Below are 11,751 nucleotides of genomic sequence, written 5' to 3'. Positions count from 1 at the left end.
ATGCTGGACCTAAGGAATGTTCGTGCCACCATGCTCACCATGCTGCTGCTTTCATCTTCGGCCGCAGTTGGAGAGGAGACAGTGGAGCTGCCGTCGCCCGAAGCGCGTGAGCAGATGCTGCAATTGTTGGAAACCCAGTCCTTGTACCGTGGTCGCGTCGATTGGAACGACGTGCGCGCGCGCCTGAACGCGGCAGGCGATGACCGCGCCCAACAGCGACGTGTTCTGGACGAGGCCGCCGCACGCAGCAGCGGAGGCCATGGCCGTTGGTTTTCACCAAGCGAGCAGCGTCAGCGCTCCGAACGTGCTCAGCGCTTGAATGCCGGTCAGGCGACGGACCTCGCTGCCCCCAGTCATGCCAATCCCCGCATCGGCGTGCTTCGGGTGAGCCCCTTCGTGGAAGACCTGCAACGCAGCGAATCGGAACGTTATGAAGCACGCAAGGTCTACGCGCTGGCGTTGCAGGGGCGTATCGCTGGCCTGGATGACGGCACGCGGTGCGGCTGGGTAGTGGATGTAAGCAGCAATGGTGGTGGCAACATGTGGCCGATGTTATTTGGTTTGTTGCCATTGCTGCATGGAACGCAGGATACACAGGGGGCGTTGATCGGCGCCTTCCGTAGTGCCGATGGATTGCTGTGGTGGCGGCAGGCGGAAGGTGAAGTCGTGCAAGGCAATGCCTCGATGCTGCGTTCACGACAGGGCGCGTATCGGTTGCGTGCGGGCACGGCACCGGTGGCGGTGGTGATGGGGGCAGGCACTGCAAGCTCGGGCGAAGCAGTGGCACTCGCGTTTCGAGGGCAACCGGGGAGTCGTAGTTTCGGTCAGCCGAGCGCGGGCTTTTCTACCGGCAATCGACCGACGACGCTGGTGGACGGTACCACCTTGTTGTTGACCCACAACGTGATGACCGATCGTAACGGGCAGGGCGACGGTGGCAGAATGCAGCCGGATCAAGCTACGGCCAGCGGGCCGGCCACCCTTGCCGCCGCCCAGCAATGGCTGCTGGCCCAGCCCGCCTGCCAGGGCCGCTGATCCATGATCCTGATCGGCCAACAGGAACGGGTGCTGATCGTCGGCCCCACCGAAGCCCACCACTGCCTGCGCTGTGGGACGGAAACCGAGTTCGCCCCCCAGCTGCGCTACAGGATGGCGCGCATCGACCTGCTGTTCGGCTTCACCTATCAGCGCCGCTACGAGCTGGCCTGCACCCGCTGCGAACACGGCTGGGTGCTGGACACCGAGTCCATGGACCAGCAGCTGGGTGGGGTGCCGATTCCATGGCGGCACCGCTTCGGCCTGCCGCTGATGCTGGTGGGGATGGCCGGGCTGGCGTCCGCCGGGTGGATGTGGCGGCACGGATACATCGGTTGAGGACTGGGCCTGTTAAAGTCTGCCCTGCAATCACGTACCGGAACCGACCATGGACCACGACACCCCGTTCGACCCCCTCAACGACCTCGAGGTGCGCCTGCTGCAGGCACAGGACGGTACGCTGACCGCGTCGCAGTTCCTCGACGGCCTGCTGACCTCGACGGCGTTCGTATTGCTGGACAAGGCCATCGGCGAAGACGGTGCCTGGGACGAGAGCATCTCGCCGCTGGTGCTGACCAGCGAAAGCGGAGAGCCGATGTTCGCGGTGTTCACCGCGCCCGAGCGCGCCGGCCTGTGGCATGAGCAGCTGCCGCAGTTCGCCCACGCCATGCCGATCGCGGTGCACGCGCTGCTGGCCGGGATCGGCGACGGCGTCGGCCTGGTGCTGAACCCGGGCCTGGACGTGGGCATGGAGATGATTCCCGATGCCGTGGCCCAGCTGAAGCAGCGTGCGGCGGCGATCACCCGCGGCATGGCGCACTGAGCCAGGAACCACGTTCGGCAAGGGGTGCATGCCACTGCGATGCTCTGCACGAAACGGGCGGGGCAGGCGAGCGACAGGGAAAGTGGGCACGTGCGGACCCAGGGGGGCATCCCCCGCTCATGGGGGAGGCAGTTCAGGATGGACTTGCTGGAGAACGGAATGGTGGCTTCTAAGCTGCGGCTGGCGTTGTTCGCATCGACTTCACTGATGTACAGCGCCACTGCCGGCGCACAGGTCGTCACCTACGTCCATACCGACGCCCTCGGGTCGGTTGTCGCTGAAACCAACGGGGCGGGCGTCATCATCACGCGCTATGACTACGAGCCCTACGGAGCCGCGATCGGTGAAAGGGCGGCCGATGGCCCCGGCTATACAGGGCATGTAAGCGACGCGGCCACAGGGTTGAGCTACATGCAGCAGCGGTACATGGACCCACAGCTGGGAGTATTCCTGTCGGTGGACCCGGTGACGGCATATGGACAGCCGGTCGGGCAGTTCAACCGCTACCGCTACGCCAACGGAAATCCCTACCGGTTCACGGATCCGGATGGGCGATGCCCGGAAGGGGCCGGCCGGTCCACGTGCATCGATGCCAGGCGTTTCGACCAGAGCCGATCAAGTGGCCTGGACATCCAGCTTTCCGCGCAGACGGAGAAGACCGCTCTGGCCAACACCGACTCGGTGAGAGTCGGTAGTGGCAACCGGGAGAAGGCCGTCACCATCGAGGCAAGCAGTAACGGAACCGAGTCGATCCGGGTGGATCCATCAATGGCGACCTCGTCGGACGCTTCCGGGTTCTATGCGGAACTGACGCCGACCGCCGATACCGTGGCTGTGATGCACGGCCATCTCGAGGAGAGTGGCCTGGTGGATCGGCTGACGCCAGGTGATTCCGGTCCCCTCGTGAGCCCGGGGGTTCCCAACATCACGGTGGACAGCACGGGTTCGCGGGTCGGCGTGCGTGAGCTGGTCGACGGCAAGGTGCAATTCCGGATGATTCAGGGCCGCATGACGCCGACCGAGCAGCGGCTCATCCAGCAGAACATCACCAAGCAGCAGGAGCTGTTCTACCTGCCAGGAAGTGGGCGATGAAGTGGTTCCTGCCTGGCGTTTTCCTGTTGTTCGCAACCGTGGCCGGGTGTGCCACTTCCGGGCAAGCACCTTCCTCCAACCCGGCGGCGCTGCTGCCAAGCAAGGCCATCAAGGGAAGCGCGGAGCTGGATGGGTCCCAGGTGGAGCTTCGCGGCTACCTGGTGGCACAGTTCGAGGATCGTGGCATCTGGGACAGCAAAGCGGAGTACCGCCGGTACAACAGTGAAGCAAGCTGTGTGTCGCTTTTGATCCCCAAGCGCATGATTGACCAGATTGAACGACGCTCTGGTGCCTACGCGACCATCAGGGGGAAACTGATCGGGGACCTGCGATCCCGAGGGACCGTGCTGCTGGGTGGATGCAATGTCGTGGCAATTGAAGTCCAGGAGCTGGGTGGGAACTGACTCCTGTGGCGGCAACCGGGGTGGATGCCGGTGGTTGCCGGCCAGCGGCCGGCACTACCTGTATCGCTCCACGCACGGCCGGTACGGCCGTTGAGAATCAGCGGGCGGCGGCGATCGCCTTCACCCGCGCCTTGGCCAGCGCTTCGCCGATGGCCGGGCCCTTCAGATGGGTGGTATCCAGATCCCGCGCCTGTACTGACAGTGCCGCCTGGTGCAGGCGCTTGAGCGTCTCGCCCTGCGGGTAGTCGGCGTTCTCGAAACCGAGGCGGCCACGCTTGTCGGCCTCGCAGCAGAGCGCGATGCGGGCCACGCGCTCGGGGCGGCGCAGCGCATCACAGCGGCCCAGCAGTTCCAGCACGGTGGCATCGCGCAGTTCGTCGATGCGGTGCACGTTCAAGTGCTCGCGGCACACCGCTTCGGCCAGCTGCTGGTGCTCGGTGGGAATCTTCAACCGCGCGCACAATGCCTTCAGCGGTTTGATGCCGCGCTGCTCGTGCATGATGTGGCGCGGCCATTCCTGCGGCGGTGTCAGGCCCTTGCCGAGGTCGTGGGTGAGGGCAGCGAAGCCGACCAGGTCATCGCCCGGCGCCAGCCTGGCAGCCATGTCGCTGACCATTTCCTGGTGGATGCCGGTGTCGACTTCCGGGTGGAATTCGGCACGCTGCGGCACGCCGTACAGCGCTTCCAGCTCGGGCAGGATCGGACCCAGCGCCTGCGCATCGTGCAGTGTGCGCAGGAACGCCGAAGGCTGCGCACTGACCAGCACCTTGCGCAGTTCCTGCCACACCCGCTCCGGCACCAGTGCATCCAGTTCGCCACTGGCGGCGATCTCGCGCATCAGGTCCATGGTTTCCGGCGCGACGGTGAAGCCCAGCGGCGCAAAGCGCGCCATGAAGCGGGCCGCGCGCAGCACGCGCAGCGGGTCTTCGACGAAGGCGGGGCCGACGTGGCGCAGCACACGCTGTTCAAGATCACGCACGCCGCCGTAGGGGTCCACCAGATGGCCGGTGTCTTCGTCGCAGGCAATGGCGTTGATGGTGAAGTCGCGGCGCTGCAGGTCGTCTTCCAGCGTTACTGCCGGATCGGCATCGACCACGAAGCCGCGATAGCCACGGCCGGACTTGCGCTCGGTGCGCGCCAGCGCGTATTCCTCACCGGTTTCCGGGTGCAGGAACACCGGGAAATCACGACCCACGGCGGTGTAGCCCAGCGCTTCCATCTGCGCGGGCGTGGCGCCGACCACGACCCAGTCGCGGTCACCGGCGGGGCGCTGCAGCAGGCGGTCGCGCACGGCGCCGCCGACAAGATAGATCTTCATGGGGGGATGATGGCCCGGCGCTACCGTCATCGGGCGATCAATCCCCGCCCTGGTCGGCGTTGGCGGCGCAGCTGAAGCTCTTGCGCTTGTCCACCAGGCGGCCCATCAGGCGGTCGCTCAGCGGCAGGGCATCACCATTGAGGCGCCAGTCGTAGATCACGCTGAAGGCCAGCACGCGGGCCACGTACTCGCGGGTTTCCTTGTAGCTGATGGTCTCGATCCACAGGTCCGGATCAAAGCCAGGACGCTGGCCCTGCCAACGCGCGGTCGGGGTCGGGCCGGCGTTGTACGCGGCGATGGTCACGTACGGCAGGCCGTCGTACTTGTTCATCAGCTGGCGCAGGTAGGCGGTGCCGATGGCGATGTTGGTGTCCGGGTCGTACAGGCTGTCGGCGCCGCCGTAGCCGGTCAGGCCGATCGACTTGGCCACGCCGGCACCGGTGGCCGGCAGCACCTGCATCAGGCCCATGGCATTGGCGGGCGAGCGCGCGCGCGGGGTAAAGGTACTTTCAGCGCGGATCTCCGCGGCCACCCAGGCCGGGTCGATCGCATTGCGTGCTGATTCACGGCGGATGGTGGCGTCGTGGTGCAGCGGGAAGCGCAGGTCGTACAGGCGCTGCTCCTGTGGTTGCTTGCCCAGTGCGAACACGGCGCGATCAAACCAGCCGTTGTCCTGCGCCACGCGCACGGCGAGGCGGCGCTGGGTGTCATCGAAGCGCGACAGCGCGCTGTTCCACTCAGCCACGGCCCAGCCGGTGCGGTCGATCTGGTAAAGCGCCATCGCGCGCTGGATGGCTGGGTCACGCGCGATCACCGCCTGTGCCTGCGCACTGTCGTTCGGCTTCCACGGACACAGCGTGTAGCCCTGCTGCAGTTTGTCGGCAGCCAGGAAGCCGTGGAAGGTGGGCGCACGCGCGGCGTCGCGGAACAACGGCTGTGCCTGCGATGCCTGGCCGGTTTTCTCCAGCATGCGGCCTTCGAAATAGGCCCAGCGCGAATCGCTGCGCTGCTTGCTGCCCATCTTGCGGATCGCGGCCAGTGCCGCCGGCCAGTCACCGCGCGACATTGCTTCGCGAACACGCCATTCGTGCAGGCGTTCGTCATAGGCCGATTCGGGCACCGCATTGAGACGGCGCGCCGAATCCGGCAGGTAGGAGGCCACGGTCCACAGGGCAATCTGGTACAGCACCTGGCCCTGCTGGGCGGCGCTCAGGCCGAGGGCCTGCGCGTACTGCGGCAGCTGTTGTTCGGTGGCACCCGGGTCGGCCTTGGCCAGCTTTTCCAGGCCATCGGTGGCGATGCGCCGGCTGCGCTCGTTGCGCGGCCAGTTCAATGCGCTGGCGTTGGGCTTGTCGACGAAGGCGGCGTAGCTGTTGGCCTGCGCCAGGTCCGCCGCGGGCAGGCCGCGTGCGGCGCTGCGCATCACCGCCGGCTGCTGTGCGTCGGCGGCGGCATCGATGCGCTCCCAGCGCAGGGCGTCGCTCAGGCCGCCCTGTGCCTGCAGCACGGCGAATACCGCGTCGCAGCCGTCCGGCAGCGACTTGCCGTTCTTGCGCCACAGGTCCTGTGCTTCGTTGATCCACTGCGGATCGACCTTGCCGGTGACCTGGCGTGCGGTCAGCTGCGCACAGCGCAGCCCGACGTTGTCGGTGGGGGCCCAGTTGGCCAGCAGGGTCGGCCAGTCCTGGCGGCGCGCAACCGAAGGCAGCCACACGCTGCGGAAGGTGGTGGCCACGGCCTGGCTGTCGTAGCGCTTGAGGAAGGCCTGGGCCTGCGCGGTATCGACCGTGTCGATGTTGCGGCGCAGGTTGGCGTACTCCAACCAGCCATAGGCCGGGTGGCGACTGAGCGCACCGGCCTGGCCGGGATCGAACTGGCCGCGTTCGGCAGCAGCGATCGCGGCTTTCAGCTGCGCGTTCTGGGCGTCGAGGGACTGGGCGTTGGCGCAGCCGATCAGCAGCGTGGTGGCCAAGGGCAGCAAGGACAGGGCAGTGGGAGTGCGTCGGGTCATGGCGATCAGCATAGCGGGGGCTGGCTGAATTCAGTTTCGCATTGTGTGCACGCCCCGGGGTGGCGTTGGCGTGCCTGATCGTCGCGGTCCGGGCGGGGTGGCGATACCGGGCCCGCACGGCGTTCGTGCGATGATCCCCGCAATGTGCGGTCTGCCACTGACGGGCCGCTCTTCCTGCGATGGAGCGCGGTATGCGATACGAAGCCAGTCCGGCGAATGTGCTGATCGCCAACATCAACCTGGCACCGCTGGTGGATGTACTGCTGGTGCTGCTGGCGCTGGTGATCACCACGCTGCCGATGGCCAGCACGGCTGTCATCCAGCCGTTCCAGCAACGTACCGCCTGCCCACCCGGCCTGGGGCAGTCGACGCCCGTCCCGATTGATCTGCGTATCGACGCCGTCGGTGGCCTGTTCTGGAACGATCGGCCACTGGATGATGCAGCGCTGCTGCAGGTGCTTGCCCAGGCCCGGAAGCTGCCCGAGGCGCGGCAACCATCAGTGCGCCTGGTCACCGCCGATGGCACCGATTACGGCGACCTGATCCGGGTGCTGCGGGTTGTCAATCAGCACGGCCTGCGTGTGGTCGCGCTGAACGACCCGTCGCGGTAACAGGACTCCCTGGCATTCGGCTCGCGCTGTCGTAGCCACCGTGGTGCGCGCGGTGACGAACAGTACCGTCCGGTCTGGATATTCCGTCATTTGACGCAATCAGCCGTCAACTGCGTCAAATCCGCGTGAAAGAGTGTCGATCATCACGCCGTGGTTTTTACTGTTTGTTTACAAAGGAGACGCTGCCGCCATGCAGGGGGGAGCGCGGCAGTCCATGTCCCGACATTCCTTTGGAGAGAGAGCGAATGATTCACCTGCATCACCGCCCGTTGGCGGTTGCCGTCGCGCTGTGCGTGACGGCCCTGGCACCGTTGGGTGCCGCTGGGCAATCCACCACCAACCTCGATGCGGTGGAGGTCACCGGTACCCGCATCAAGCGCGCTGAAGTCGAAGGCCAGGTGCCGATCCAGACACTGACCCGTGGCGACATCGAACGCACCGGCCTGACTTCGATCGGCGAGGTGCTGCAGCAGCTCACCGGTTCCGGCTCCGCGCTCAACGCCAAGTTCAACTCGTCCGGCAACTTTGGTTTCCCGCCCGATGGCAGCGGCGTGGGTGCCGGCTCAGCGCAGGTCGATCTGCGCCACCTGGGTGCCAAGCGCGTGCTGGTGCTGGTCGATGGCATCCGCTGGGTCAATGAATCGTCGGCGTCCGGTGTGGGCTCGGCCACCGACCTCAACACCATTCCGCTGGCGATCGTCGAGCGCATCGAGGTACTGGAGGACGGTGCGTCGTCGCTGTACGGCTCCGATGCCATCGCCGGCGTGGTCAACATCATCACCCGCCGCGATTTCGATGGCGGCCAGGTGACGCTGAACTACGGCGAGTACAGCAAGGGCGACGGCACGCAGAAGGGCGTGGACCTGGCCTGGGGCAAGAGTGGCGATCGCTTCAGCCTGTTCCTGGGCGCCAGCTGGACCAAGCAGGACCCGGTGTTCGCCAAGGACCGCGAGCAGTCGCGCTTCCCGATTCCCGGTACCGGCCTGGCGTTCGGCAGCGGTGGCATCCCGCAGGGCCGCTTCGCCTTCGTCGATCCGAATACCGGCGCGTCGCAGAACATCGTGCCCAACACCGGCGTGAGCAACCCGCGGTACGACGGCAGTGCCGGCTGTAACCGCAGCGATGACTACCACTGCTTCACCACTGCCGACCGCTTCAACTTCGCCGAATACAACATGGTGCTGACGCCGTCGGAGCGCAAAGGCCTGTTCGGCCAGTTCCGCTTCGACATCACCGACAATGTGCAGTGGTACATCAAGGCGCTGGGCAACCGCCGCGAGTCGACCAACCAGGCCGGTCCCGAGCCGCTGTTCTTCGGCCCCGATGGCGCCACCGGCAATCCGTTGGCCGACAACATCACCGTCTCCGCACTCAACCCGTACAACCCGTTCGGCTTCGATCTGGTCTCCGGCGACAACATGAGCCTGATCGGTCGTCGCCCGGTGGAAGGCGGTGCGCGCGTGTTCAAGCAGAAGGTGGACACCACCTACTTCGCCACCGGCCTGGTCGGTGACTTCCATGCCGCCGACCGCAGCTGGTACTGGGACGTCAACGGCATGTACAGCAAGAACAAGGCCGAACAGACCAACTACGGCAGCTATGACATCTACAAGGTGAACATGGCGCTGGGCGATCCGGCGGTGTGCGCCGCCACTGCCGGCTGCGTACCGTTGAACATCTTCGGTGGCGTCGGTTCGATCACCCCGGACATGCTGAAGTGGATCCAGCCGGTGGTGCGCGACCGCAGCCAGAACGAGCTGAGCCTGTTCACCGCCAACCTGTCCAGCGAGCTGTTCTCGCTGCCGGCCGGTCCGGTGTCCTTCGCCACCGGCTTCGAGTACCGCAAGTACAAGGGCTCCTACCAGCCCGATCCGTTGACGGTGATCGGCCACTACAACGGCGTGCCGTCACAGCCGACCTCCGGTTCCTACGACGTAAACGAGGCCTACCTGGAGTTGAGCGTGCCGATCTTCGCCGACTCCTCGTTCGGCAAGAAACTGGACCTGAGCCTGGCCGGTCGTTATTCGGATTACTCCACCTTCGGTGGCGAGTTCACGCCCAAGTACGGCCTGCGCTGGCAGGTGACCGATGACTTCGTGCTGCGCACCACCTACGCCGAGGGCTTCCGTGCACCGTCGATCGGTGAACTGTACGGCTCGGCCGCACGTGCCGACCTGCAGCTGTTCGATCCGTGCTCGGTGGGCCTGGGCGGTACGCCGCCGCGTGGCAGCGCGGCCAACTGTGCCGCGCTGGGCGTGCCGGCCGGCTTCCAGCAGGCCAACTCGCAGATCTCGGTGACCACCGGCGGCAACCGCGAGCTGGACCCGGAACGCTCGCGCAGCTTCAGTGCTGGTTTCGTGTGGAGCCCGTGGTTCGGCAACAATGCCTCGTGGTCGGAACGCTTCGACGTTGAAGTGACCTTCTACCGCCACGCCATCGACGGTGCGATCCAGGCGATCAACGCGCAGACCCAGCTGGACCTGTGCGTGGATACGCTGGACCCGGTCTACTGCAACGGCATCACCCGTGCCAGCACCGGTGCGGTCAGCAGTTTCAACAACCGCCTGACCAACCTGGGGTCGATCAAGACCGACGGCTGGGACGTGGATCTGTTCTGGACGCTGCCGCAGACCTCCATCGGCCAGTTCAAGCTGGCGTGGAAGAACACCTTCGTCGGCCGTTACGAGGCCACCGGTGCGGCCGGGCAGAAGCAGCCGCAGAAGCCGGGCGTGGAAGTGGCCGACAGCTCGATTCCGGAGTGGACCAGCAACGCCAGCATCGGCTGGACGATGGACCGCTGGAGCGCCAACTGGACGGTGCGGCACATCTCCGAGCTGACCGAGAACTGCGGCGATGCCGCGGCCTTCCCGGTGTGCAGCAACCAGGCTGCGGGCACCAACACGCTGTCGGCCACCACCTTCCATGACATGCAGGTGGGCTACAAGATCGACTGGATGAAGGGGCTGCAGCTGACCGCCGGCCTGAACAACGTGTTCGACAAGGATCCGCCGATCTGCCTGTCGTGCTCGTTGAACGGCTATGACGCCTCGACCTACGACATCCCGCGTGGTCGTTACTGGTACCTGCGCGCGGATCTGCGGTTCTAGTATGAAGTGCCGGTGCCGGGGTAATTCCGGTGCCGGTATTTTTTGACGATGATGAGAATCATGAAGTTGGCAGGGTCATCTCGATAGCGCTAAATTGTCGTCGAACCTTCCAGTCAAGGAACGACATGTTCTCCAAAGAGATCTTGGTCGAGGTCAACGAGAAGAGTTGGAAGAAGAAGCCTGTGCCGCCATGGGGGGTGAAGGCGCAGCCAAAGCAAATAGTCGACATTGGTCAGTCCCTGCTTCTCCTTGGTGCGCTAACTTCGCCAAATGGGCTGTCTGCAGGGTCGCCAGAGATGTACTGGGCATGCGTCAGATATTTTTCTGCGTGCGCTGCTACCGACGATCTTCGAATAAGTCTTCCGTTCACAAATTTGGATCCGCACCAGCGAGGGATTCTCAGCGATGACTTTGGAGTTGCCCTGTCTGTAAATTGGCTGGTCGAACAACTCGGTGGGGCGAAGAATATTGTTGATGGCCGTCAGTTCATAGGCAACATGGGGGTGAGGAAGAGTAAGAAGAAAATCCCTAAGGTTGGTCCTGGGAAGTGTCCGGATTTTGTCATTGAAGATAAGAACGGGCTCATGCATGTACTCGAGTGCAAAGGTACGCAGAGCGGAAGAGCCTATCTTGATCGGGCTATGGCTACGGGTAAGGAGCAGAAGAAGGGGATCCGCATTGAGGGAGGGCTGCGTGGGGAAAGCCTTGTCATCGGTGTACTGCTCAGTGATGAAAGAAGTCGATCCTCCTCGAGGATAGTTGTGGTTGATCCAGAGCCGCCGGCACTCACTGTTGTTAACGCAAGAAATAAGGGCAGGGCTCAGGAGGTCATGAAGCGACTTAGCTTTGCTAAGGCGATTAATTTGTCCGGATTCTCGCGTCTTGCGTTCGAAGTAGCTTGGCCGGATTCGCAAGGTATGGGTGACACTGAGATGAAATTACTTACGCCAATGGAGCGGCGTAGTGCCATGTCTGATCCAGATGATCGTTGGCGGGCGGTTCAGGCAGAATTGGATCTGGAGTTGGAGGGGCTCAGGCAGGAAGATCAGGGGGCGTTCTCAGTGAAGACCGTGCAGGTTGAGATCCCTGCGATTAAGTTGGACTCAGGGGAAATTGCCCGTCGCCTAACAATACGCAGAGGTATCAGCGCTCCTGCAGTTCTTGAGTTTTCTCAGGACAAAAGGGATGTCCGAAGTGTGCTGGAACAAGTGGCTCCAGGTGAGCAGGCAATTTCCATCGTCACTGAAGGCAATCATTCGCGCCTTGATTACGGTGACCTATTCTTCAGTGAAATGATATTTGACTGAGGCATTGGTCCGGGCCTAGCTTTCCACGTGCTGTGAGCGCCGG

General features: G+C 64.4%; 10 protein-coding genes. 8 read left to right on the top strand and 2 right to left on the bottom strand.

Annotation, left to right across the window (positions count from 1 at the left end; all coding sequences use genetic code 11):
- Window positions 1–30: 30 nt before the first annotated feature.
- The 5 genes from QP552_RS17675 (at window position 31) to QP552_RS17655 (ending at window position 3,354) form a co-directional block, all read left to right on the top strand.
- A complete protein-coding gene (locus tag QP552_RS17675) occupies window positions 31–1,035 on the top strand; it encodes a S41 family peptidase (protein WP_286074193.1) in 1,005 nt (334 codons plus the stop codon).
- A gap of 3 nt (window positions 1,036–1,038) precedes the next feature.
- On the top strand, window positions 1,039–1,374 hold the full coding sequence (locus QP552_RS17670; protein WP_286074192.1) for a hypothetical protein: 336 nt from the start codon (window positions 1,039–1,041) through the stop codon (window positions 1,372–1,374).
- A gap of 49 nt (window positions 1,375–1,423) precedes the next feature.
- Complete coding sequence (locus QP552_RS17665) at window positions 1,424–1,858, top strand: SseB family protein (RefSeq protein WP_049429399.1); 435 nt, start codon at window positions 1,424–1,426, stop codon at window positions 1,856–1,858.
- A gap of 138 nt (window positions 1,859–1,996) precedes the next feature.
- Window positions 1,997–2,950 (top strand): RHS repeat-associated core domain-containing protein, encoded by a 954-nt coding sequence (locus QP552_RS17660; RefSeq protein WP_286074191.1) that lies wholly within the window; start codon window positions 1,997–1,999, stop codon window positions 2,948–2,950.
- The gene (locus tag QP552_RS17655; RefSeq protein ID WP_286074190.1) at window positions 2,947–3,354 is read left to right on the top strand and encodes a hypothetical protein; all 408 of its coding nucleotides are present in this window, start codon (window positions 2,947–2,949) and stop codon (window positions 3,352–3,354) included. The genes QP552_RS17660 and QP552_RS17655 overlap by 4 nt, the downstream gene beginning before the upstream one ends.
- A gap of 97 nt (window positions 3,355–3,451) precedes the next feature.
- Here QP552_RS17655 and QP552_RS17650 read toward each other — a convergent pair whose 3' ends face one another.
- Both QP552_RS17650 and QP552_RS17645 read right to left on the bottom strand, forming a co-directional pair.
- A complete protein-coding gene (locus tag QP552_RS17650; protein ID WP_286074189.1) occupies window positions 3,452–4,672 on the bottom strand; it encodes a multifunctional CCA addition/repair protein in 1,221 nt (406 codons plus the stop codon).
- 37 nt (window positions 4,673–4,709) lie between these two features.
- Window positions 4,710–6,695, bottom strand: a complete 1,986-nt coding sequence (locus tag QP552_RS17645; RefSeq protein ID WP_286074188.1) for a transglycosylase SLT domain-containing protein — start codon at window positions 6,693–6,695, stop codon at window positions 4,710–4,712.
- Between the two features lie 179 nt (window positions 6,696–6,874).
- On the opposite strand from QP552_RS17645, the gene QP552_RS17640 reads away from it, so the two are divergent.
- The 3 genes from QP552_RS17640 to QP552_RS17630 all read left to right on the top strand — a co-directional run bounded on the left by QP552_RS17640 (window position 6,875) and on the right by QP552_RS17630 (window position 11,708).
- Window positions 6,875–7,294 (top strand): biopolymer transporter ExbD, encoded by a 420-nt coding sequence (locus QP552_RS17640; protein ID WP_111112842.1) that lies wholly within the window; start codon window positions 6,875–6,877, stop codon window positions 7,292–7,294.
- Window positions 7,295–7,539: 245 nt separating this feature from the next.
- Window positions 7,540–10,401 (top strand): TonB-dependent receptor, encoded by a 2,862-nt coding sequence (locus tag QP552_RS17635; RefSeq protein WP_286074187.1) that lies wholly within the window; start codon window positions 7,540–7,542, stop codon window positions 10,399–10,401.
- Window positions 10,402–10,526: 125 nt separating this feature from the next.
- The gene (locus QP552_RS17630) at window positions 10,527–11,708 is read left to right on the top strand and encodes a hypothetical protein (protein WP_286074186.1); all 1,182 of its coding nucleotides are present in this window, start codon (window positions 10,527–10,529) and stop codon (window positions 11,706–11,708) included.
- Window positions 11,709–11,751 lie beyond the last annotated feature (43 nt).

Origin of the sequence: Stenotrophomonas sp. 59 (genome assembly GCF_030291095.1) — a bacterium.
Taxonomy (GTDB): domain Bacteria; phylum Pseudomonadota; class Gammaproteobacteria; order Xanthomonadales; family Xanthomonadaceae; genus Stenotrophomonas; species Stenotrophomonas maltophilia_Q.
The sequence above is the reverse complement of the archived record's forward strand: the minus strand, read 5'-3'. Positions and strand labels throughout refer to the sequence as shown.